This is a genomic window from Kribbella sandramycini (assembly GCF_013131805.1).
In the GTDB taxonomy this organism is placed as follows: domain Bacteria; phylum Actinomycetota; class Actinomycetes; order Propionibacteriales; family Kribbellaceae; genus Kribbella; species Kribbella sandramycini.
The window spans coordinates 654,319-677,518 of the sequence record NZ_JABJRC010000001.1; the positions used below are offsets into that span (position 1 = coordinate 654,319).

The window sequence follows — 23,200 nt, forward strand, 5'->3', positions numbered from 1 at the left end:
GATGCCCATTGCCCGACGACGATCCGCCGTGATCGCCGGCTCCGCCGCGCTCACCGTCCTCGCTGCGACCCTGGTCGCGACCACCTCGGCCACGGCGGCCGACCCGCCGTACGAGCGGGTGCTGAACGGGACGTTCGACGAAGAGCGGGAGCCGTGGTGGTCGAGCTCGACCACGCCGTCCGCGGTCGCCGACGGGAAGCTCTGCGCCCAGGTGCCGGCCGGGACGGTCAACCCGTGGGAGGCGATGATCGGCCAGGACGATCTGCCGCTCGAGCAGGGGCAGCCGTACACGCTGAAGTTCGACGCGTCGGCGACCAAGCCGATCGCCTTCAAGGCGGTGCTGCAGCAGCAGGGCCCGCCGCACGGGACGGCGCTGAACCGGACGGTCACCGCGACGACGACCATGCAGAGCTTCACCTTCACCGGGACGTCGCCGGTCACCGACACCCATGGTCAGCTGTCCTTCCAGGCCGGTGGCGCGACCGAGGCCTACACGCTGTGTCTGGACAACATCTCGGTCGTCGGCGGGATCGTGCCTCCTGGTGGGGTTCGCGATTTCGGCTCGCCGGTCCGCGTCAACCAGCTCGGCTACCTGCCGAGCGGGCCGCACCGGGCGACGTACGTGACGACGGCAACCACTCCCCTGGAGTGGCGATTGGTTGATGCGAGCAACACGACGGTTGCCCGGGGCAAGACCACGCCGTACGGCGCCGACGCGTTGTCGGGCGACGACGTCCAGCTGATCGACTTCGGTAGCTACCGCAAGAGCGGCAGCGGCTTCCGGCTCGTCGTCGGCGAGGACGTCAGCGAGCCGTTCGACATCGCGAAGAACCTGTACTCGAAGCTCCGGCAGGAGTCGTTGGAGTACTTCTACAACAACCGCAGCGGGATCCCGATCGAGGCGAAGTACGTCGGCGACGCGTGGGCCCGGGCGGCCGGACACGTCGGCGTCGCGCCGAACAAGGGCGACACGTCGGTCCCCTGCGTCCCCGGGAGCTGCGACTACAGCCTCGACGTCCGCGGCGGCTGGTACGACGCCGGCGATCACGGCAAGTACGTCGTCAACGGCGCGATCGCCGCCTGGCAACTGCTCGACCTCTACGAGGCGACCGATGACAAGATCGCGCTGAAGATCCCCGAGAACACCAACCGGGTGCCGGACGTCCTCGACGAGGCGAGGTGGCAGATCGACTTCCTGCTGCGGATGCAGGTCCCGGCCGGTCAACCGCTGGCCGGCATGGTCCACCACAAGATTCACGACGCCGCCTGGACCGGGATGGCCCTCGCCCCGGCGTCCGACCCGCAGCCGCGGTATCTCTACCCGCCGTCCACCGCCGCGACGCTGAACGTCGCCGCGATCGGCGCTCGCTGTGCCCGCGTCTACGCACGCTGGGACCACGCGTTCGCCAACCGCTGCCTCTCGATCGCCCAGAAGGCCTGGACGGCGGCGCTGCAGCACCCAGCCGTCTACGCACCGGACGGCGGCGTCGGCGGTGGCGCGTACGACGACGTCAAGGTGACCGACGAGTTCTCCTGGGCGGCGGCCGAGCTGTTCACGGCGACCGGGAAAACGGCGTACAAGCGGCACATCACCACCACGCTGAAGGCCGCCGACGGCTTCTCCTGGCAGGAGACCGGCGGACTCGCGGACCTCGCCCTCGCCCGGGCGCCGTGGCGGCTGTCGATCCTCGATCAGCTGAAGCTGGTCGGCCGGATCGCGAAGGCAGCCGACACCTATCTGGCCGACCTGCGGTCGCAGGGCTACGCCAACCCGTACAAGCCGGCCAACGGGCGATACGTCTGGGGCTCCAACAGCGGGACGGCGAACAACGCGATGATTCTCGCGCTCGCGGCCGACCTGACCGGGCGGTCGGCGTACAAGTCAGCGGCACTGGAGTCGCTGGACTACCTGCTCGGGCGGAATGCGCTCAACCAGTCCTACGTGACGGGCTACGGCGAACGTGACAGCCACCAGCAGCACCATCGGTTCTGGTCGCACTCGCTGAACCCGGCGTTCCCGTCGCCGTACCCGGGCTCGCTGGCCGGCGGCCCGAACTCCGGCCTTCAGGATCCCGTTGCCCAGCGCAACCTGCAGGGCTGTGCCCCGGCCAAGTGCTACCTGGACGAGCTCGGCTCGTACTCCACCAACGAGGTCGCCATCAACTGGAACTCCGCCCTCGCCTGGCTGACGGCGTACGCCGACGAAGCCTGACCAACCCGCTGAAGCCCGGCTCCCTGGTGCAGGGGGCCGGGCTTCGTCGTACTACGGGAAGCGGGAGGCCATGGCGACGCAGGCGCCGGCCGCGGCCAAAGTGAAGAGCATGGCGATACCGGCGAAGCGGGACGTCACTTCCTTGTCGACCTCGTCGTAGCCGACCGAGGAGCCGATGTCCTTGTAGACGTCCTCGAGCTCACCGGCGGACTCGGCGGTGTAGGCCTCACCGCCGCTGATGTCGGCGACGCTGCGCAGCTCGGCGCGGTCCGGTGGGACGCGCTGCCGGATGCCTTCCATCTCGATGAAGCCGGAGTCGGTGCCGAAGCAGATCGTGTAGACCGGGGTGTTCTTCGCCTTGGCGGCCTGGGCGCCCTCCTGCGCGGTGCGGCCGACGGTGCGCTTACCGTCGGAGAGCAGCACGATGCGCGCCGGGGCCGGGTCGTTCGGGTGGTCCGGGTCCGGGGGGACCTGGGTGAGCGCCTGCAGCGAGGTGAAGATGCCCTCACCGGTCGCGGTCGACTCGGCCAGGTCGAGCCCGTCGATCGAACGCAGCACGGTGGCCCGGTCGGTGGTCGGCGGGACGATGATGGACGCCGTCCCGGCGAAGTTGACCAGGGCGACGTTGAACTTGCCGGGCAGCTGGTTGACGAAGTTCTTCGCCGAGCGCTTCGCGGCCTCGAGCCGGTTCGGGTCGATATCGGTGGCCATCATCGACAGCGAGACGTCGATCGCGACCACGATCGTGGCCCGCTCGCGCGGCACCTTCACCTTCGCTTTGGGTTGCGCGAACGCGACCGTGCAGGAGAAGGCGGCCAGCAGCGCGAATGCGACCGCCAGGTGCCGGCGCCATTGCGGACGCCGGGGCGCGACGCGGTCCAGCAGGGCGATGTTGGTGAAGCGCAGCGCGTACTGCGCGCGGCGGTGCTGCAAGTAGACGTAGACCGCGATGATCACCGGGATGACCAGCAGAATCCACAACCTGCCGGGAGACAGGAAATCCATCAGCGAGCCACTCCCTTCGGCGGTTGGTGCAAGCGCGGGGCCATCCGCCGGTAGGCGAGGACGAAGCGCACGGTGTCGGCGACCCAGTCCCGGTCGGTGCGCAGGACCAGATGCCCGGCACCTACCCTACGCAGCGCGATCCGGGTTCGTTCCCGCTGTGCCATCGCGGCCAGCGCGAACGCCTCCCGGACCTTGCGGCGCCGGGTGTCGATCTCGCGGACCTGGCCGGTCTCGGGGTCGCCGATCATCACGACGCCGATATTCGGCAATTCCAGCTCGCGCGGGTCGACGATCTCGACCGCGAGCACCTGGTGCTGGGCGGTCAGCTTGCGCATCGCGCGCTCCCACGACGGCTCCAGCCGGCTGTCGACCTCGCCGTCCTCGGGGGTGAGGAAGTCGGAGACGACCACGCGCAGCCCGCGTTTGCGCTGCGTGCGGGCCATCGACTCCAGCGCGGCGGCCAGATCGCTGCGGCTGGCCTGCTGCTCACTGCTGAACTGCTCGGCGAGCAACGCGCGCAGCAGCCCGTAGAGCGCAAGCCGGCCGGACCGGGCCGGCCAGCGCCGCAACGCCGAGTCGCGCAGCATCAGCCCGCCGAACCGGTCACCGAGCCGGTGCGTCAGGAAGCCGACCGTCGCGACGGCGGCGACCGCCAGCTCGCGCTTCTCCAGCGTCGACGTCCCGAAGTTCATCGAGCCGGACAGGTCGACCAGGGCCCACGTCTCCAGCTCCCGGTCGGCGATCAGATCCCGCACGTGCGGCATCGTCGTCCGCGCGGTGACGGCCCAGTCCATCCGGCGGACGTCGTCGCCCACCTGGTAGGCCCGGGCCTCGGCCAGCTCCGTCCCCGGGCCGGGCAGCAGGCCCAGGTGGTCGCCGTGCAGATAACCCTCGAGCCGCCGCACGACGCTCAGCTCCAGCCGGCGCAGCGCGCGCTCGGGCGCGAGCTGCGAGATCGTCATCGCAGCCCGCGGGTCGGGGCGATCCTTCACTAGACGAACTCCGGCCGTCCGGTGCCATCGGAGCCGTCGCGCCAGACCGGCTGGGGCGGTGGGACGGTGGCGAGGATGCGCTCGACGACGGCGCGCGGGTCGATGTTGTCGGCGACGGCGTCGAAGGTGAGGCCGAGGCGGTGGCCCATCACGTCGAGGGCGACGGTCTGGATGTCACTCGGCAGCAGGTAGTCGCGGCCGTGGATCAGGGCCAGGCCGCGGCCGGCGGCGATCAGGCCGAGCGTCGCCCGCGGGCTGACGCCGAGCTCGATGATCGGCTCCAGGTCGGGCAGGTGGAAGTCGGTCGGCGTCCGGGTCGCCATCACCAGGCGGACGGCGTACTCGGCGACCAGGTTGTGCACGAAGACCTGCTCGGCCGAGCGCTGCAGCTCCATGATCGTCTCGGGTTTGAGCACCTGCCGCGGCTCGGGCGGGTCGACGCTCATCCGGCGCAGGATCTCGAACTCCTCGTGCCCGCGCGGGTGCGGCACGTCGATCTTGACCAGGAAGCGGTCGCGCTGCGCCTCGGGCAGCGGGTAGACGCCCTCGGACTCGATCGGGTTCTGGGTGGCGATCACGATGAACGGCTTCGGCATCGGGAAGGTCTGGCCGCCGATCGACACCTGCCGCTCGGCCATCAGCTCCAGCATCGCCGACTGCACCTTGGCCGGGGCCCGGTTCACCTCGTCGGCGAGCACGAAGTTCACGAAGGTCGGCCCGAGCTCGATGTCGAACGCCTCCCGGGTCTGCCGGTAGATCCGGGTGCCGACGATGTCGGACGGGACCAGGTCGGGGGTGAACTGGATGCGCGCGAAGGTGCCGCCGACGACGGCCGCGAAGGTGCGCACGGCGAGCGTCTTGGCGACGCCCGGCACGCCTTCGAGCAGGCAGTGGCCCTTGGCCAGCAACGAGACCATCAGCGTCTCGACCATGTGCTCCTGGCCGACGATCACCCGCTTGACCTCGTTGATCGCCTCACCGATCAGCCGGGACTGCTGCGCCACCGATCCAGCTGGAACCGTGGTTTCGGTCATGCCTGTCCTTCCAGGGTCCAGATTGCGGACCGTCACTCCCCGATTGCGTTCGACATCGGCCATTCCATCAGATCCGCGGGTCCGGCGCTGCACGGCCCACCAGGACATCCTCCCCGGCCGCGCAAATCCGGTCCGTGGCGACACTGCTACCACCGATGTGGTGGGATTGGGTCGATGACTGCGACCGAATCACCCGCGGCGGCGCCGTCGGCCGACGAGCCGGCGGACACACCTGCGCGCGTGATTCCGGATGCGCTGCCGCTGCAGCCCGAGGATCCGCCGCGGGTCGGCGAGTTCTGGCTGCGCGGCCGGCTCGGCGCGAACGCGGCCGGTTACCTCTACACCGCCGCCGACGAGACCGGCCAGGACGCCGTGGTCGCGATGATGACCGAGGGCTCGGCCGACGACGCCGCCGCGCGGGACCGGTTCGTGCACGCCGTCGACGCGCTGCCCGAGGACGTCGTCCTGGCCCACAACGGCGCGGACGACGACGATCTCGCGCTCTGGGCGGCCTTCGGGCCGATCCGCGCGGACGACGGCACCAGCGCGGCGGCCGACGAGCGGCTGCTCGCCGAACGCCGCGGTGAAGAGGTGCTGTCGGCCGTCCTGATGGACCGGATCCCGCAGGCCGGCCGGCTGCGCGGGCCGGATTTCCGGCACTACTGGGAGAACCGGCGCCGCCCGGGCCTGTTCCGGATCTGGCCGCTGCCCTGGCCGAACGCGTTGCGCCCGGCCTCCTGGGCCGCGCTGTGGTGGGCCCTGGCCGCGATGGCGCTGATCATGGCCGTCGCGGTGTTCCTGGCCTGGCTGCTGTTCCGGAACGCCGAGCCGCTCGACCCGCCGCCGGTCGTCCCGACGCCGACGAACACGGTCACGGTCACGATCACCCCGACCACTCCGCCGCCGGGCACGGAGTCGCCCGACCCGACGGCGTCCCCGACGCCAGGGACGCCGAACCCGACCGGCACGTCCAGCGCGACCCCGACCGATCCGAACGATCGGTTCTAGGTCTCCTGCCTGGTCCGGTTCAGCGTGAGCAGGCCGACCAGGCTGATGATCGCCCAGCTGCCCTCCAGGAGCAGGAAGCCCCAGGAGGACTCGACGGCAGCGATCACCGCGAGGACGCCCGAGCCGAGCAGGTTGAGCAGCTGGTAGCTGACCGTGCGCTGCCGCAGCCGCCCGGCCTGGGCGGCCGCGAAGGCGATCAGAATGGTCAGCGCGCCGGCGATCTCGACAACATCGAGGACATGCATCGGAAAGCCCCTCCAGGGGCAGGTGCCGTCTTTTCGCCGACCGGGTACGACACCACTCGTCCGGGAACCCGCGATCCGCGGGCCCTGCCCTCAGGATAGCAAGCGCAGCAGCTCCGGATCCCGCCAGAGCGTCGCCGGCACCGGCTGCCGGACCAGAGCCGCGTCGGCGCGGATCTCCGCCGGGCTCGCGGCCGAGATCAGCACCGAGGTGACCGCGGCATGCCGGGCCGGGAACGCCAGCGCGGCCTGGGCGAGCGAAACGCCGTACCGCTCGCAGACGGCCGAGATCCGGCGGGCCTGCACGCTGTCGCTGTGCAGGACCTCGGGTGAGAGCACCCCGGAGACGACCACCGAGACGCTCCGCGCGAGACAGCGATCCAGCAACGGCTGCGCACTCTGGTCGAGCAGCGAGAAGTGACCGGCCAGCAGGACGCAGTCCAGCTCGTGGTCACGGACGAGGTGGTCGAGGAGCTGCCAGTCGCCGGACGCCACACCGATCGCCTTGATCAGCCCCTGCCGGCGCAACCCCTCCAGGGCGCCGGACGCCGGGCCGACCGCGGCCGGCTCGGTCAGGAACGCGAGATCGACGGCGAGGCCGAGCCGCTGGGCGCTCGCGCGGATCGACTCCTCGGCGTCCGGGCCGCTGATCTTGGTGGAGACCAGGAACTCGCCGCGCGGCCGGCGGGCCAGCGCGGCCCCGAGCCGGCGCTCGGATTCGCCGTACGCCGGGGAGGTGTCGAAGAACCGGATCCCGGCCTGGTAGGCGGCGTCCACGGTCGCGGTGGCTGCCGCGTCGCCGTCCGGACCCGGCGGCTCGCCGAGACGCGAGCCGCCGAGCCCGAACCGCGGTGGTCGGAACCCGCTGACAGTCCGAGGCGCGAGCGCTTGGCTAGGCGCGGCCATCGCAGCCACCTCCCTCTTTGGTGCTTACAAGGATCGGGGAGGTGCGAAGCGCTCGCATCTCGGCGGTGTGTCAGCGACCCGATGCGTACAGGGTCTGCACCTCCGCATCGGTGAGGGCGCGATCGTAAACGTGCACTTGATCAATCGTGCCGTCGAGGAAGTCGACCTGGTTACCGCCGAACTTCGCCCGGCCGATCACAGTGTTGCCGGTGGACGACGCGTCCAGCGTGCAGGCCGACTTCGCGCCGGCCAGCTGACCGTCGACGTACAGCCGCAGCTCGCCCTTGGTCGCGTCCCGGACGCCGGTGACGTGGTACCACTGGTCCGCGTTCGGCTTGGTCGGCGCGAGCGCCCGGACCCCCGGGAAGCTCATCGCGAACCGCTCGTCGGCGCCGGAGTACTGCAGGAAGAACGCACTGTCGCGATCGCCGTCCTGGCTGACGAAGGTCTGGAAACCGTCGACCTTGTTCAGCTTCACCCAGGCACTCGCGGTGTAGTTGCCGCTGGTGTCGAGCAGCGCGGCGCCGGCGTCGACGAACTGGTTGGATCCGTTCAGGGCAACGCCTTGGCCGTTCTTGCCGGGGGCAAAGGTCGCGCCGTTCATCAGCGTCGCGTCCTGATCACCGACGACGTCCTCGGTGGTGCCGTCGAGCGGATAGAAGTGGATGCCGTCGGCACCCGGTGTGCCGGGGCCGGGCGGCGGCGTACCGGTCCCGGTTCCGTCGGCGCCCGCGATCATCTGCTCGTTGATCGTGCGGACCTGGGCGAAGTCCATCTTCGGGACCTGCCGGTCGTAGGTGAAGAAGCCGTTCAGCTCACCCTCGACATCGGTGATCTGGGTGTACACCGAGCCGCTGATCCCGCACCGGTTGGCGGCTTTGAGCACATCGCGCTGGTTCTCGACGTACCGCCGGGTCAGCGTCGCCTTGTCCGGCGTCATCTCGTAGGCGAACCCGTCGCCGAACCACATGTGATCGGGCGTCTTCAGTCCGAAGCCGCCGTGCTCGCCGTCGACCGCGGCGCGCTCACCGGCCGGGGACGGCGTCCCCGGGCCGAGGTAGGCGTGGTGGTCGATCAGGTCGCCGCGGCCCGAGTCGCCCTTGGAGGCGCAGCAGTTGACGCCGCTGTGCGCGTTCACCAGGCGGGACGGGTCCTGCGCCTTGACCGAGTCGGCGATCCGGCCGGTCTCCTCGCGGTCCCACTCGCCCCAGCCCTCGTTGAACGGCACCCAGACGGTGATCGAGGTGAAGCTCTTGTGCTCCTCGATCATCTCGTGCAGCTCGGACTTGAACTGGTCGCGCCACGGGTCCGGAATCGGGGAGGTCTTGGCCGACGGCATGTCCTGCCAGACCATCAGGCCGAGCTTGTCGGCCCAGTAATACCAGCGATCCGGCTCGACCTTGATGTGCTTGCGGACGGTGTTGAAGCCGAGCCGCTTGTGCTGGACGAGGTCGAAGGCCAGCGCCTCATCGGTCGGCGCGGTGTTCAGGCCGTCCGGCCAGAAGCCCTGGTCGAGGGTGGAGAGGTTGAACAGCACCTTGCCGTTCAAGCCCATCCGGAGCCGGCCGTCCTGGCCCTTGACCAGACCGACCGACCGCATGCCGGCGTACGAGCCGACCTGGTCGACGGTCTTGCCGCGGTCGATCAGGCGGACCTTGAGGTCGTACAGGAACGGCTTGTCGGGTGACCAGGTCTTCGGGTTCGGGATCGGGACGCGGAGCTGGGTGTCGGCCTTGCCGCGCACCTTGGCGACCTGACGACGACCGTCGTACGCCGTCACCTCGACGTCCAGATTCGCCGGACCGGAGGTGTCGGCGGTGACCTTGAACGCCTTACCCGGCAGGTCGGGGGTGAGCTGGAGGCGGTCGACGCGGGCCGCGCTGACCGGCTCCATCCAGACCGTGCGCCAGATCCCGCTGCTGCCTTGGTAAAAGATGCCGCGGTCGCCGACCTTGCGCTGTTTGCCGATCGGCTGGAAGGTCTCGTCGGTGAGGTCCTCGGCCCAGACGATCAGCTCCTGCGGGCCGCTGCGGTGCAGGTAGTTGGTGACATCGACGTCGAAGCCGTCGTACCCACCGCGGTGCGTGGCGGCCAGCCGGCCGTTCACATAGACCTTGGCGTCGTAGTCGACGGCGCCGAAGTGCAGCAGCAGGCGCTGGTTCTTCCACTGCTGGGGCACGGTGAAGGTCCGGCGGTACCACATCCGGTCCTCGTGCCGCTGAATGCCGGACAGCGCGGACTCGATCGGGTAGGGCACCAGGACCTTCTCGCCGAGGGTGCGGCCGATCGGCGGCTGCTCCCCCGGCGCGGCCGCGGCGAACTCCCACAGGCCGTTGAGGTTGCGCCACTCGGGCCGGGTCAGCTGCGGGCGCGGGTACTCCGGGAGCGCGTTGGACGGCGAGACGTCGGCCGTCCAGGGCGTGCTGAGCGGTGGGGTGCCGGGTTGCCAGTCCGGGGCGGCCTGGGCCGGACCTTGAACGGTCGGCGCCAGGGTTGCCGCGGCCGCAAGCGCGGCCGCGGCGACAACTCTGAGCATGGGAGCTCCTCTCGGGGCGGAGAAAGGCGCTCCCATGGAAACGTTCTCATCTCAAAAACGCAAGACCTCAATCAAAATCAAACATTGACGCACACCGGGCTCGGGGTGCTGAACGAGCTCTTCTGGGTCAGCCCACCGGACTGCGGGTCGACCGCGAAGCTGACGATGTTGCCCGAGTTCTGATTCGAGACGAACATCAGCAGGCCGGTCGGGTCGATGATGCAGTGCCGCGGCCAGACGCCGCCCGCGGACGGCGTCCCCTTCAGCGTCAGCGTCGAGCCGTCGCCGTTGACGGCGAACACGGCGATGCTGTTGTGCCCGCGGTTGGTCAGGTAGACGAAGCGGCCGTCCGCGGAGATGATCACCTCGCCCGGGTAGTTCTTCGGCGAGCCGGCCGGCACGGTCGTCTGCGTGTTCAACACGGTCAGCACGCCATCGACGTACCGGAGCACGCTGATCGTGCTGTCCAGCTCGTTCGCCACGTAGACGAAGTTGCCCGACGGGTGGACGGCGAGGTGCCGCGGCCCGGCGCCGGTCTTCAGCTTCACCTGGGACTTGAGCGCGAGCTTCCCGTTGGTGAGCGTATAGGTGTAGACCGAGTCGGTGCCGAGGTCGACGGCCAGGATGTACCGGCCGATCTGGACGACCTGGTGGGCGTGGGGCGCGGAACCCTGGTGTTCGACCAGATCCGTCCGGCTGCCGATCCCGCCGTCCGAGCGCAGCTTGTGCACGGCGACGTCGCCGGAGGTGTAGTTCGCGGTGATGACGTGGCCGTCGGCAACGACCAGGTGACAGGGCGCGGCGCCGCCGTTGGTCTGCCGGTTGATCTGCCGAAGCTTGCCGGGGGCATCGATCGCGATCGCGGTGACGGCGCCGGCCTGCTGCTCGTTGACGGCATACAGGCGGTTCCCGGTCCGGATCACGAACGACGGGTCGGCGACGCCCTTGAGCGTGCTTACCGCGGTGATCTTGCCGGCCGCGTCGTACGTCGCGATCCCGACGCCGTCGCCGTACTTGCCGTAGTACAGGTAGCGGGGATCGGCGGCGGTCGCCTTCGACACCCCGGCGGCGACGGGGATCGCGGCGATGGTGAGGCCGAGGAATCCCCGGCGCGTCGTCGTCATGCCGCCACCGGGACGGTCAGCGTGGACGGGTCGCCGGCCGGCGAGCTGAAGGTGACCGTGCTGCCGACGGAGCTCCGGCCGAGGTAGCGCGGGTCGACCGTGTCGACGACCAGGACGAGGCGATTACCGACCGGAACTTCCCAGCTGGTGGCCTCCATCCGCAGGTCGATCGAGACGGCCTGGCCGGGGGTAGCCCCTCGCAGTGTGAGCGGTTTGTGCGAGATCAAGGATCCGACTCCTAGCGCGTTGACGTCATAGAGGTACGCGAAGAGTGAAGTGTCCTTTACGGAGGGTGTTGCTGTGAAGCGCAGTTCCGGGGACCCGTTGACGATCGTCGTCCGCTCGGCGGGCCGGCCGGACCAGACGCCGGCGAATGATCGATCGATCAGCGGCGTGGCGACGCCGGTCGGAATCGACAACAAACCTTGCAGTACGCCGGAAACCAGGGCGACCCCGCTGTCCGCGATCGTCGGCACGCCGGCCGCGATACCCCGATTCCAGGCAGTTTCTGGTCGATTCGCCTGCAGTCCACCAGTTGGGATGACACCGGTCGGCTTGGTCAGGTATGTCGTCATCGGCTCGCCGACGGCGGCCCAGTTCGGGTAGCCGCGCCAGACGTTCCGCTGAGACTTGAGCTGGACGGCGGGTTCGGCGTCCGCGCCGTTGGCGGCGCCGGTGAGGTAGTGGCGCATCCAGGAGACCAGTTCGTCCCAGGTCTCATTGGGCAGCCCGATCGCGCCGGGGACTTCGGGGACGGCGTGATCGCCGTGTGCGAACAGGAGCCGTTTCGGGCCGGTGAGCGCGGTGAAGAAGTCGGTGTACTGCGTGGGCGGGAAGATCGAGTCCTCGAAGGCGTTCGCGAGGAAGACGGCCGGCCTGTTGCGGTTGATCTTGGCAACGACGGTCTGGGCGGAGCGAACGGGTGAAAGCTGCTTGCCTTCGGCAATTGCCGCGTCCCACTGACCGGTGACGAACTTGGTCTGCAGCGACTGCATCTCGGGGCCTGGGCGGCCGGTGACATTGCCGGCGGCAAGGAGACCGGCGACGGCCTGCAGCGAGACGGTCTCGTTGGGGTTGATCGACTTGATCAGGTCGGCCCAGCCGCTGAGCGCGCCGACCACCTTGATCCGCGGGTCTTCGGCGCTCGCCAGGAGCGACGTACCGGCGCCGTACGAGATGCCGACCGCGGCGACCTTGCTGGTGTCGGCGGGGGTGTGCAGCGCGGCCCAGTCGATCACCTTGGAGACGTCGGCGACGGTGGGCGGGCCGGCGATGTCGATCCCGCCGCCGGAGTCCCAGAAGCCGCGGCTGGTGTAGGAGATGACCTGGAAGCCTTCCTTGGCCAGCTTCGCGCCCTGACCGACGTACTCGAGGTTCGGGACACCCCAGCTGGACGGCATCACGACCAGCGGGAACGGGCCACTCCCCTGCCCGGTGGGTGTCAGGACCACCGCGCCGATCTGGATGCCGCCGGCCCCTTGGATGCGCTGGTACGACGTACTGAACCCGGGCTGGGCGGCCTGGACGGGCGGGCCGAGCGCGAGTGCGGCCAGCAGAGCAAGGGCTAGGGCGGCGGCGATTCTGCGCACGGGACGACCTCCGGCTCGGAAATTACCAGAGGGTAACGTGCAGTTTGCCGGTGTGTCACTAGCTCGGCACGGAGAGTGCCCACGACCACCGTTTGCTGGGCCAGCCCAACCAGCTTCTGGGCCAGCCCACCAAAGCCAGGGCAGGCGAACCGCCCGCGGTAGGCCCTCCCACCGTTTACTGGGCCAGCCCACCAAAGCCAGGGCAGGCGAACCGCCCGCGGTAAGCCGTCCCACCGTTTGCTGGGCCAGCCCAACCAGCTTCTGAGTCAGCCCACCAAAGCCGGGGCAGGCGAACCACCCGCGGTAAGCCCTCCCACCGTTTGCTGGGCCAGCCCAACCAGCTTCTGAGTCAGCCCACCAAAGCCGGGGCGGGCGAACCGCCTGCGGTAGGCCCTCCCACCGTTTGCTGGGCCAGCCCAGCCGGCTTCTGGGTCAGCCCACCAAAGCCGGATCGATGCCGGTGGCCTCGACCGACCAGGACCAGAGGCGTTCGGCGAGGGCCGGATCCTGCGCCAGGCGGGTCGGGTGCACGAGTTTCGGCGTCCCGCGGTACTCGAAGAAGCTCGGGCCGACGTAGGCGCCCGGCTGCAGGCCGGGCTGGGTCGCGGCGTACAGGCTGGGCCATGCGCCGGCCGCGGCGGACTGGGCGAAGAGGTTCATCCCGGCCCAGAGCTTGGCCTGCAGGCGCTGCCCGGCGAGCTCGGGACCGGCGGCCTGGAGATGGGTCGAGGCGTAGCCGGGGTGCGCGCCGACGCTGAGGATCTGTGGGACGCGGCGTCCGAGCTCGAGCATGAAGAGGATGTTCGCGAGCTTGGACTTGCTGTACTGCGGCCACTTCGAATAGTTGGCCGCGGGCTGGCGAAGGTCGGCCTGCTGGAGGCCCATCGCCGACTTGTGCATGAACGAGCTGACCGTGACCACACGGCCGTTGGCGAGCAGCGGCATCAGCCGGCCGGTCAGCGCGAAGTGGCCGAGATGGTTGGTGCCGATCTGCAGCTCGAACCCGTCGATGGTCTGCCGGTACGGCGTCGCCATCACACCGGCGTTGTTGACCAGGATGTCCAGGCCGTCGTAGTTCTGCGCCAATTCGGACGCCGCCCGCTCGACACTGGCCAGATCGGCCAGATCGAGCTCTACCGTCCGCGGCACCTTGCCGGTCGCCTTGGTCAGGCTGACTGCGGCTTCAGCGGTCTTCTGCGGGTTGCGGGCGGCCAGCACGACTTCGGCGTTCCGCTCCAGCAGGACCTTGGCCGTCTCGTAGCCGAGGCCGCTGGTCGCGCCGGTGACCAGCGCACGTCGTCCGGTCAGGTCTGGGATGTCGGCGGTACTCCAGGTCATGCGGCCCACCGTAGCGGGTGCATGACCTGGAGTGGTCACGCTCAGAGGATCTTGCGGGCCTTGAAGGCGTCGGTCACCTGCTGTGCGGTCGGCTTGCCGTAGAGCAGCCGGGCCGCCTGGACGGTGACGCGGGCCGCGTCGGCGAACGACGTGTCCGGCGCGTAGAAGAACTGGCCTTCGAGGATCACCTTGTTGGCCTTGTCCCGACCGAGCGCGTTGTGAATGTCCCACAGCGCGTTCGACCAGATCTCACCGTCGTCGTGCACCTGGCCGACGATGTCGTCGGTCGTCTTACCGGTGTCGGTGCGGCGCAGGCAGTGCGGCTCGGTGGAGGTGTACGACGTGGCGTCCCAGTCCATCACGCAGGGCAGCTCGAAACCGTTGCTGACCGGGACGGACATCGTGACGGCCCAGTAGTCGCCGAAGCCCTCGCCGATCGCGCCCGCCTGCAGGGACTCGCCGTACCCGGGGACGACGTCGTCCTGGATCGCGTGACCGTACTCGTGCCAGATGACCTCGGCGTCCTCGCCGTCGTCCACCCCGCCCTCGCCCATGGTGATCTTGTCGATCGACGGGTCGTAGAACGAGTTGTCCCCGGCGAAGGTGTTGATCGCGAAGTCCTGGGACTCGTTGTTCACCTCGGTGAAGCCCAGCTGGTGGATGTACTCCTGCGTCTGATTGACGTGGTAGTACGCCATCACCTGCTCGAACTTGTCGTTCTGGCGCTGGTAGACGAAGTTGTTGTTCTTGTTCTCGGCGACGCCGCCCTTGGCTTCCTTGATGTTGACGTAGGTGCCGTTGAGCTTGCCGGAGCCGTCGAGGTTGCGCAGCAGCACGTTCTTCTGCGCCAGGAACAACTCGTCGCTGTTCTTGTCGTTGTTGTCGGTCAGCTGCTCGTTCTGCTCGCTGACCACCGGGTTCGGGTCGAAGACCGAGCCGCGGCCGGTGGCGTGATCGGTGATCACCTTCGACTCGACGACGGCGCCGCTGTCGGCGTCCACCAGCGAGCGGCTGGCGCCCTCGGCGGAGCGGCTGGTGACCGCCCAGACCAGGCGCGCGTTCGGCCCGCCGACGACCGCGAGCTGCGCGGTGCCCTGGGTCGCGGCCGGGATCCGCTCGGCCTCCTTCTCGGTGCCGGCGATCCGGGCCCGGGCGCGGCGCGCGTTGATCGCGTCGTTCGCCTTGGTGGTCGCGCCGGCGGCGGGCAGAGCAGCCGAGACGTCCAGGTTCGCGGGGACGGCGTCGCGGCCGTCGGCGATCTGCACGCCGGCCTTGGACTCGTGTTTCGCGTAGTACCCGTTGATCACCGGCAGGCCCTTGAAGGTCTGCTGGTACCAGTAGTGCTTGCCGAGCAGCGACGTCTTGGTCTTGATCAGCTTCAGGTCACCCAGGCTGGTCGCGGCCTCCGGCGCTGCCCCCGCAGCGCTCGTGAAGGACAGCCCGAGTGAGATGGTGGCCAGCCCGGCGGTGACGGCCACGATCGCCTTGCGGCGTTTCGACATACGTTCCCTCCCACAGTCGGCGATTCGTTCGGGTTGCGTGACGCAACCACTACGATCCGTCGAGACCTTAGTTCGGTTCGGTACCCGGTGGGAAGCAGAACGTCCGGCCATTTCCGGGCGGCAAGGGAAATCCTTGCTAGCCGCCGGCCAGCAGCCGGATCACGCTCGGTAGCACCGCGACGCCGACCTGCGGGTCGATCGCGCGCTGGACGCCGAGCCCGACGCCGAGGCTGAGCAGCGCGGTCGCGCAGTCCGCGGCGGGCATCGGCAGCGTGATGCCGAACGCGCGCGCATGCTCGTCGAGGAGCAGGGTCACCGCTTCCCGAATCGCGAGGTTCCGCTCCGCGACCGCCACTCTGATGCTCTCGTCCTGCCGGGACCGGACCGAGAACTCCACCTCGAACGTTGTCCAGCCGACGTCGCCGATCGTCGCCTCCGCCCACCGCTCGAACCCGGCGAGCATCTCTTCGAGGGTGGTTCGGTTTTCGAGCGCCCTGGCCAGCTTCTGGGCCTGATCGGCGCGGATCGCGTCGACGACGGCCAGGCACAGCTCGTCCTTGTTCCGGAAGTTCGAGTAGACGGCGCCCTTGGAGAAGCCGGCCTCGTCGGCCACCTTCTCCAGCGACGTGGCGGCATACCCGTCCTTCAGGAACAGGTCGGCCGCCGTCGCGACCAGCGTCTCGCGGGTCTGCGCCTGGCTCTCCGCGCGGGTCATCCTCGCCATGGACCGCACTCTAGCGAGGCATTGGCATTCCCTGGGTATTCAGATACCGTCGGTTTCTGGAGGTGATTCTGATGATGGATGTGGTGATCATCGGCGCGGGTGCGTCGGGACTCGGCGCGGCGATCCGGTTGCGCCAGGCGGGTATCACGGATTTCGCCGTACTGGAGAAGTCGCAGTCGTTGGGCGGGACATGGCGCGACAACACCTATCCGGGGTGTGCGTGCGACGTGCCGTCGGCGCTGTACTCGTACTCGTTCGCGCCGAACCCGTCGTGGACACGGGCGTTCGCCGGGCAGGAGGAGATCCGGCAGTACCTGGCCGACACGGCGTCGGCGTACGGCGTCGACCCGCATCTGCGGTTCGGGGTCGAACTGCTGCGGGCGGACTGGTCCGGCTCCTCGTGGGTGCTGGAGACGTCTGACGGGCCGCTGGAGACGCGGGTGCTCATCACGGCGACCGGACCCTGGCACGAGCCGCTGATGCCGGCGATCCCGGGGTCGTTCGACGGGCCGGTCTTTCATTCGTCGCGGTGGGACCATTCGGTTTCCCTGGCCGGCAAGCGGGTCGCCGTGATCGGGACGGGCGCTTCGGCGGTGCAGTTCATTCCGGAGCTGCAGCCGGTGGTCGATTCATTGCACGTCTTTCAGCGGACTGCGCAGTGGGTGCTGCCGAAGCCGGACCATTACGTCCCGCACTTGGAGCGATGGTTGTTTCGGCGCTTCCCGATCGCGCAGCGGCTGCTCCGGGGCGCGGAGTACCTCGGAATGGAGCTGCTCGGCCTGGGCTTCCGTCATCCGCGCCTGATGCGCGTGGTCGAAGCCGCCGGCCGCCTGCACCTCCGACGATCGGTGCCCTCGGCAACTTTACGGTCGGTGCTGACCCCAGCGTACACCCTCGGCTGCAAACGCATCCTGATGTCGAACACCTACTACCCCGCCCTGGCCGCCCCGAACGTCGCCGTCCACCCCACCGCCGTCGCCGCCTTCGACGGCTCCGCCGTGATCGGCGCCGACGGCACCAAGATCGAAGCCGACGCCGTCATCTTCGGCACCGGCTTCAAGATCCTCGACCTCCCCATCGCCGGCCTCATCCACAACCACGCCGGCACCTCCCTCGCCGAAACCTGGCAAGGCTCCCCCCAGGCCTACCTCGGCACCACCGTCACCGGCTACCCCAACCTCTACAACCTCCTGGGCCCCAACCTGGGCACCGGCCACACCTCCGCCTTCACCATCCTCGAAGCCCAACTGGCCCACATCCTCACCGCCCTGACTTCGCACCCCGACTCAATCCTGGAAGTCCGCCCCGAACCCCAAGCCCACTTCGTCACCACCACCCGAGCCGCCCTCCGCACCACCGTCTACGAAACCGGCAACTGCACCAGCTACTACCACGACCCCACCGGCCAAAACTCCTTCAACTACCCCCACTCCACCCCCACCCTCCGCCGCACCCTAACCACCTTCACCCCCACCCACTACAAAATCACCCCCACCCCACCCTCCTAACCCCAAACCTCCCCAACCCCACTCCCGAAGCACCTCGCGCCCACCCAGTCGACTCCTCCGCACCTCACACACCCGGCGCCGCCCACCCGACCACCACCAAAGCCCCCGCCGGTCCACAACCACCCCAACCACCACAGGCCCCCGGAGGTAACCTCATGAAACCCCTCGACCTGACCGGCGCGGTCGTCATCGTCACCGGCGCCGCCCGCGGCATCGGCCAAGCCACCGCCGCCGCCTTCACCACCGCCGGCGCCACCGTCCACCCCGCCGACCTCGACCCCACCCCCAGCGCAGCCCCCACCGCCCCGAACCCCACCTCCACCGCCCAGGCCCGCTCAAACACCCACCAACCCCCAGCCCACCCCTCGCTCAACACCCACCCGACCCCCTCCAACTCCGGCGACGGCAACGCGACCACCGCCGAAGCCCACGCCGGTCAACAACAAACCCGACCCACCCCCGCCGTCCGCCAGCTCGACGTCACCTCGCGCGACTCGTTCAAGCAGTTCGTGGACGACGTACTCGACCAGCACGGCCGCATCGACGTACTGGTGAACAACGCCGGCGTAATGCCCCTCGGCAGCTTCCTCGACGAGGACGACGCGATCAGCCGCGCGACCCTCGACGTCAACGTGTGGGGCCTCATCCACGGCATGCGCCTCGTTCTCCCCGGTATGCTCGCCAACCGCCACGGCCACATCGTCAACATCGCCTCCATGGCCGGCAAGATCCCCTTCCCCGGCATGGCCGTCTACAACGCCTCGAAGTACGCCGCAGTCGGCCTCACCGCCGCCGTCCGCCGCGAACTGCACGGCACCGGGGTGACCGCGAGCGCCGTCCTCCCCTCCGCCGTCCGCACCTCACTGTCATCCGGCGTCCGCCTAGGCGGCATCCTCCCCACCGTCGACCCCGAAGACGTCGCAGCCGCCGTACTGCGCACCTGCCGCACCCGCCAGCCCGAGCTCGCCGTCCCCCGCTGGCTGGGCGGCTGGAAACTCCTCGACGGCCTCGTCCCGAGCACCGTCATGGCCCACGCCCGCCGCCTCGCCGGCGACGACCGCGGCCTGTACGCCGACCCGGCCGCACGCGCGTCGTACACAGAGCGTGTCAGCACCTTCAGCACATCGCGACACTGACCTGATTTCCTGGCGAATGAACCGATCGCCGGGAGAAGATCTGCCATGTCGAAGTTGAGCCTGCAGGCCCAGAACCGCGCCACCCTCCAGCGTCAGTGGCTCCTCGAGCGCCGCGACGCGACCGCGTACGAAGCGATCGAGCACCTCGTCGGCATGCAGGCCCAGCAGCCGCTGGCGCCGTACGTCGGCCTCTGGACGCGGCTCAAGGACTTCCACCAGGACGAACTCGTCGACCTGCTCGAATCCCGCCAGGCGATCCGCGGCTCGATGATGCGCGCCACCATCCACCTGATGTCAGGCCGCGACTTCCTCGCGTTCCGCCCGCTCATCCAGCCTCGCCTGGACCGCGAGGTCTTCCAGAACATGACCTTCGGCCGGCACCGCCTCGAAGGCCTCGACATGCCCGCCGTCCTGCAAGCCGGCATCGACCGCATCACCGAGAGCCCCGCCACCGCCGTCCAGCTCCGCGAACACCTCGGCCCGCTCTGGCCCGACCGCGACCCGGCCGCCCTGGCCCACGCCGTCCGCTGCCTCCTCCCCACCATCCAGACGCCACCCCGCGGCATCTGGGGCAAAGGCGGCAACCCCGCCATGTCCCTCCCCGAACTCTGGCTGCACGCCCCCCTCGACCCCAACCCCGACCCCGACTCCCTGGTCCTCCGCTACCTCGCCGCCTACGGCCCCGCCTCCGTCATGGACGCCCAGACCTGGTCCGGCCTGACCCACCTCTCCGAAATCTTCGACCGCCTCGACCTCCGCACCTACACCGACGCCGAAACCAACCGCACCCTCTACGACCTCCCCCACCTCACCCTCCCCGCCGAAGACACCGACCCCCCCATCCGCTTCCTCCCCGAATACGACAACCTCCTCATCTCCCACGCCGACCGCTCCCGCTTCACCCCCACCCCCAAACGCCTCCAATCCCTCTTCTCCTCCGGCACCATCCTCCACAACGGCCAAGTAGCCGCCACCTACCGCCTCACCAAAAACACCAAAACCCAAACCCACCTCCAAATAACCCCCCTAACCCCCCTCCCCAAAAAAACCCACTCCCCCCTAACCACCGAAGCCCAAACCCTCCTAACCTTCACCAACCCCACCGCCACCCACGAGATCGAAATCCTCACCCCCTAAACCCCAAAGCCCGCCCCAAGAGGGACGGGCCGCAGAACTTGCATAGATATGTTCAAGCCGACAAAGACTTGTCGATTGAAGATTTAGCTCCAGGTCTGTGGTGGGACGCCGCCGGCCCGTTCGATCGTGTGGACGCGTTCTATCAGCGATGGCGTGCTCGACATGACTTGAGCGCGGCGGCTGGTCTCACGACCCATCGAATCCTGGTGCTGCATCTGCCAGCCATAGAGGGCCTGTACCAAGTGCGGCCCGTAGCCGAGCAACGCCGCCTTCCGGTCGGCTTCTTTCACCTGCCAACGGCTCAGCAAGGCCAGCAAGGGAGGGGCGACGAACGGCGTCAGATAGATAAACGGCCAAATATAGCCGTGGTCGAACGTGAACACCACCAGGGCGATGCCGGCGTAGGCAAGTACCAGGAAACCTACTACCGCACATCCGAGTGCCGGGACTCGCCGCATCAGTCCCGCGATTGCCCGAACAACGATCAGACCCCCGCGAGCCGGTATCGAGTACCAGAAATTGATGAGGCTCAACCAGGCGCGTCCACCGAGGTGGTGACTCAGCTCGTGCGCCAGCGCGGCCTCGAGGTGTTGAGGCGGCAGTGTGTACAGCGCCCATCTCGTCACGGCAACGGTATGTCCAGGCGTCGGGCTCGCGTTGACTTCGTCAGATTCCTGGATCCACAACACAAACCGGCCCTCTGGCGTTGCCGCTCGATGCAGCAGTTGTTGCCAAGGCGGGCCCAAGCGCTGCATCTCCACTTGAGTCGGTCTCCGCAGCCGGAAGAGATATCTCGCGAGCAGGTCCTCGGTCGCGGGTAGAAAGATCAACCCCGCCGACAAGATCCACAGGCCGACGACGATCCAGCCGCGCGGAAATCCGACGGCATTAGCGACCCAAACGACGAGTACCAGGCTCCAGAAAAACCATGGAACGGCAGAGAGCAAGGCAGTCCAGGCGGAGGGTTCGGGCAACCGCTGCCGCGGAGCCTGACCGTCGTTCTGCTGCCCAAAGGGGATTGGAACCTGACCCCACGGCTGTTGGGGACGGACATTCGGCGGTCCCGGCTGACCAGGGGGAATCGCTCCCCATGCTGTGTTCGGCTCCTCAGCGCCAGGCTGGTTGTCAGGCTCACCGGGGCCGATCATGAGGTGTTCCTCCTGTAGTCGAGCGGTGGTACATGGCTACCACATCGACACGTGGACGTGGTCGTAGTGGCCGCCGGTTGCGTCGGTGGGGACGTAGACGCCGCCGCCGTTGTAGGGGATCCAGGTCCCGCGGCGGGAGGACCAGATCTTGCCGTACCAGATGACGTAGCGGACGCCGGTTGTGCCGGCGGTGGTGATGGCCCAGTTGGCGATCTGGTCGCCGCGGGCTTTGGCGGGGGCTGAGCGTCTGGAGTCGGCGCCGACCATGATGTCGCAGGCTTTGCCGCGGGGGTGGTCGCTGGCGGGGTTCCAGAGGTGGGCGTCCCAGCAGCTCATGCTGAGGGTGCCGAGGTTCTTGCGGGCTTCGGCGACCCAGTTGGCGGTGCGCGGTGTGACGAGGCCGCCGGTGCCGGTCGGGTCGGTGACGCTTTGACGCTCGGGCGGCCAGACGCCGTTCACCGGCTGGCCGCTGGTCAGGCCGCCTTCGCCGCCGCCGCAGTCGTCGTCGCTGTCGAGTACGCCGTCACCCGAGCCGGCCGTCGGTGCGCCTGAGCGGCCGGCGTAAGGGTTTCCAGGCCGGGTGAGATCGATGCCTGCCTCAGTGGCAATGTCGCGCGCTTCGCTCTCGCGCTGTGCGTACCGGTCCGGGAATGCTGACACCTGTACCTTCTGCGCGGCGTCGCCGAGCGCCATCGACGGCCACCCGTTGATGTCGACCAGACCCGGCGGGGACGGCGGATCGTCACCACCGAAGAATGCGTTGATGGCGTACACAGGGTCTCTGATCTGGTCGGGCTCTCCCCAGCCCGCGAGGTGCCGCTGCTGAAAGATCCCGAGCGAGTCGGCATGCCCATAGTCCAGGTTCTGCAACTCTGATTCGACCAGGCCGGTCATGATCGCGATCAGCGTCGCCTTACCCGGCAGGCCCCGATCCCGCGCGATCTGGTCGATCAGCTGAGCGAACCCGACCTGCACCTGCCGCAACGGCCCCTTCGGCCGCACATCCCCACCTTGGCCCGGAAGGCCCGGCAGACATGCGGCCTGAGACGTGGTGCCACCTCCGAACGGCGCGAGGATCAGCAAACTCGCCACGCCGATCATGGCCAAGGCAACTGCCGCCTTCGCAGCAAGGCCCCGGCTCCCGAACGACAAGAGCCCGCGCCCGAGATCACGCTCGTCGAACATCGTGGCCTCCCGTCGTCATGGCCCGGTCCCGCCGGACACGTCGCTGATGAGCCATTGATTGTCTTGGCTGCTCACGGTGACCAGCAGCGGGACGTCGAACCTCTGTGGCCGCTTTCCGGTGAGGTTGATCGTGACCTTGACGAATCGGGTGATCCGCTCCGGGGTGTCGACCGGCGCGTCCGCAGTGGGCGGCGGCGTCGTTACCGGTGCGGCAAGCACCGTCGATTTGCCGCTGTCGTTCTTCAGCGCGTCGTAGGTCGGGTCACCGGCCGAGCTGAAGCTCGAGGCGACGTCCGGAGTCATGTACTTCGTGCACCGCGCGACCAGCGCCGCGTAAGTTTCGGCACCGGGGTCGCGCGTGTAGAACGCCTTCGCCCAGGCACTTACGATCTCGTTCGCCTGTGCCAGGGATGTACCCGACGGCCGCTGTGTCTGCGGTGGAGGCGGTGTGACCTGCGTCGTGGTCGCCGAACTGGTCGGCTGACCGCCGTCCGACGGCTCGGTGGGAAGGACCACCGATCGCCCCGGCGTCAGGAGGCTGACCGGACCGCCGTCGTCGGAACTGTTTCCGCCGAACAGGCGTGGCAGACCGCCACCGAGTCCGAGGACGACGATCGCGACAACGACCACCAGGCCGACGATGATCGCCGGACTGGTGGGCTCAGCTTGGCGCTGATTGCGCAGCCAAGCCATTCGCTGCGCATGATCGTCCCGGCGCCAGTTCCGTTTGGCCCGCCGGCGCTCACGACCGGTGAGTTCATCGAGCTCATCCGGGTAGTCGTAGTCGGAGCTCATCAACGAACGCCAGCCGTCCGGAGCCTCCGGACGACGGCGCCCGGAGTAGGACTCCTCGTCAGCGCCGTAGCGGTCCGGA

The 23,200-nt window shown here is 68.8% G+C and carries 19 protein-coding genes and 1 riboswitch; of the genes, 5 read left to right on the top strand and 14 right to left on the bottom strand.

Features of this window, described 5'->3' with window-relative positions:
* Position 1: 1 nt before the first annotated feature.
* A complete protein-coding gene (locus HPO96_RS02825) occupies positions 2-2,212 on the top strand; it encodes a glycoside hydrolase family 9 protein (RefSeq protein WP_202885470.1) in 2,211 nt (736 codons plus the stop codon).
* A 51-nt stretch (positions 2,213-2,263) separates the two neighbouring features.
* On the opposite strand, the gene HPO96_RS02830 is transcribed toward HPO96_RS02825, so the two are convergent.
* The 3 genes from HPO96_RS02830 to HPO96_RS02840 are packed head-to-tail and all read right to left on the bottom strand — an operon-like array spanning position 2,264 to position 5,243.
* Positions 2,264-3,217 (bottom strand): VWA domain-containing protein, encoded by a 954-nt coding sequence (locus HPO96_RS02830; RefSeq protein WP_171670723.1) that lies wholly within the window; start codon positions 3,215-3,217, stop codon positions 2,264-2,266.
* Positions 3,217-4,179 (bottom strand): DUF58 domain-containing protein, encoded by a 963-nt coding sequence (locus tag HPO96_RS02835; protein WP_171672319.1) that lies wholly within the window; start codon positions 4,177-4,179, stop codon positions 3,217-3,219. Before HPO96_RS02835 ends, HPO96_RS02830 begins: the two co-directional genes overlap by 1 nt.
* 29 nt (positions 4,180-4,208) lie before the next feature.
* Entirely contained in the window at positions 4,209-5,243 is a 1,035-nt protein-coding gene (locus HPO96_RS02840) for an AAA family ATPase (protein WP_171670724.1), read from the bottom strand.
* Positions 5,244-5,417: 174 nt separating this feature from the next.
* Between HPO96_RS02840 and HPO96_RS02845 the strand changes: the two genes are divergently transcribed.
* Positions 5,418-6,251 (top strand): hypothetical protein, encoded by an 834-nt coding sequence (locus HPO96_RS02845; protein WP_171670726.1) that lies wholly within the window; start codon positions 5,418-5,420, stop codon positions 6,249-6,251.
* On the opposite strand, the gene HPO96_RS02850 is transcribed toward HPO96_RS02845, so the two are convergent.
* From HPO96_RS02850 to HPO96_RS02885, 8 genes are all read right to left on the bottom strand, one after another.
* Positions 6,248-6,496, bottom strand: coding sequence for a CBU_0592 family membrane protein (locus HPO96_RS02850; protein WP_171670727.1), 249 nt, complete (start codon positions 6,494-6,496; stop codon positions 6,248-6,250). The two genes, HPO96_RS02845 and HPO96_RS02850, sit on opposite strands and share 4 nt — an antisense overlap.
* Positions 6,497-6,515: 19 nt before the next feature.
* Positions 6,516-6,583, bottom strand: a riboswitch (guanidine-III (ykkC-III) riboswitch).
* Between the two features lie 3 nt (positions 6,584-6,586).
* Positions 6,587-7,399 carry an aldo/keto reductase gene (locus tag HPO96_RS02855; protein ID WP_171670729.1) on the bottom strand — a complete coding sequence of 271 codons (813 nt, stop codon included), beginning with the start codon at positions 7,397-7,399 and terminating at the stop codon, positions 6,587-6,589.
* 70 nt (positions 7,400-7,469) lie between these two features.
* On the bottom strand, positions 7,470-9,935 hold the full coding sequence (locus tag HPO96_RS02860; protein ID WP_171670731.1) for a LamG-like jellyroll fold domain-containing protein: 2,466 nt from the start codon (positions 9,933-9,935) through the stop codon (positions 7,470-7,472).
* A gap of 77 nt (positions 9,936-10,012) precedes the next feature.
* Positions 10,013-11,059 carry a lactonase family protein gene (locus HPO96_RS02865; RefSeq protein ID WP_171670733.1) on the bottom strand — a complete coding sequence of 349 codons (1,047 nt, stop codon included), beginning with the start codon at positions 11,057-11,059 and terminating at the stop codon, positions 10,013-10,015.
* Entirely contained in the window at positions 11,056-12,648 is a 1,593-nt protein-coding gene (locus tag HPO96_RS02870) for a CocE/NonD family hydrolase (RefSeq protein WP_171670734.1), read from the bottom strand. The genes HPO96_RS02865 and HPO96_RS02870 overlap by 4 nt, the downstream gene beginning before the upstream one ends.
* Positions 12,649-13,080: 432 nt before the next feature.
* Positions 13,081-13,986 (bottom strand): oxidoreductase, encoded by a 906-nt coding sequence (locus tag HPO96_RS02875; protein ID WP_171670736.1) that lies wholly within the window; start codon positions 13,984-13,986, stop codon positions 13,081-13,083.
* 41 nt (positions 13,987-14,027) lie between these two features.
* A complete protein-coding gene (locus HPO96_RS02880; protein WP_171670738.1) occupies positions 14,028-15,488 on the bottom strand; it encodes a M4 family metallopeptidase in 1,461 nt (486 codons plus the stop codon).
* Between the two features lie 136 nt (positions 15,489-15,624).
* Positions 15,625-16,212, bottom strand: coding sequence for a TetR/AcrR family transcriptional regulator (locus HPO96_RS02885; protein WP_171670740.1), 588 nt, complete (start codon positions 16,210-16,212; stop codon positions 15,625-15,627).
* A 71-nt stretch (positions 16,213-16,283) separates the two neighbouring features.
* Between HPO96_RS02885 and HPO96_RS38895 the strand changes: the two genes are divergently transcribed.
* The 3 genes from HPO96_RS38895 to HPO96_RS02900 all read left to right on the top strand — a co-directional run bounded on the left by HPO96_RS38895 (position 16,284) and on the right by HPO96_RS02900 (position 19,993).
* A complete protein-coding gene (locus tag HPO96_RS38895) occupies positions 16,284-17,720 on the top strand; it encodes a flavin-containing monooxygenase (RefSeq protein ID WP_171670741.1) in 1,437 nt (478 codons plus the stop codon).
* 155 nt (positions 17,721-17,875) lie between these two features.
* Positions 17,876-18,856, top strand: coding sequence for an SDR family oxidoreductase (locus HPO96_RS02895; RefSeq protein ID WP_184999622.1), 981 nt, complete (start codon positions 17,876-17,878; stop codon positions 18,854-18,856).
* Between the two features lie 45 nt (positions 18,857-18,901).
* Entirely contained in the window at positions 18,902-19,993 is a 1,092-nt protein-coding gene (locus tag HPO96_RS02900) for a winged helix DNA-binding domain-containing protein (RefSeq protein WP_171670743.1), read from the top strand.
* 83 nt (positions 19,994-20,076) lie between these two features.
* On the opposite strand, the gene HPO96_RS02905 is transcribed toward HPO96_RS02900, so the two are convergent.
* The 3 genes from HPO96_RS02905 to HPO96_RS02915 are packed head-to-tail and all read right to left on the bottom strand — an operon-like array spanning position 20,077 to position 23,121.
* Positions 20,077-21,141: a M48 family metalloprotease gene (locus HPO96_RS02905; protein WP_171670746.1), complete on the bottom strand. Its 1,065-nt coding sequence runs from the start codon at positions 21,139-21,141 to the stop codon at positions 20,077-20,079.
* 36 nt (positions 21,142-21,177) lie between these two features.
* Positions 21,178-22,326 (bottom strand): VldE C-terminal domain-containing protein, encoded by a 1,149-nt coding sequence (locus tag HPO96_RS02910; protein ID WP_171670747.1) that lies wholly within the window; start codon positions 22,324-22,326, stop codon positions 21,178-21,180.
* A gap of 15 nt (positions 22,327-22,341) precedes the next feature.
* Positions 22,342-23,121 (bottom strand): hypothetical protein, encoded by a 780-nt coding sequence (locus tag HPO96_RS02915; protein WP_171670749.1) that lies wholly within the window; start codon positions 23,119-23,121, stop codon positions 22,342-22,344.
* Between the last annotated feature and the right edge of the window lie 79 nt (positions 23,122-23,200).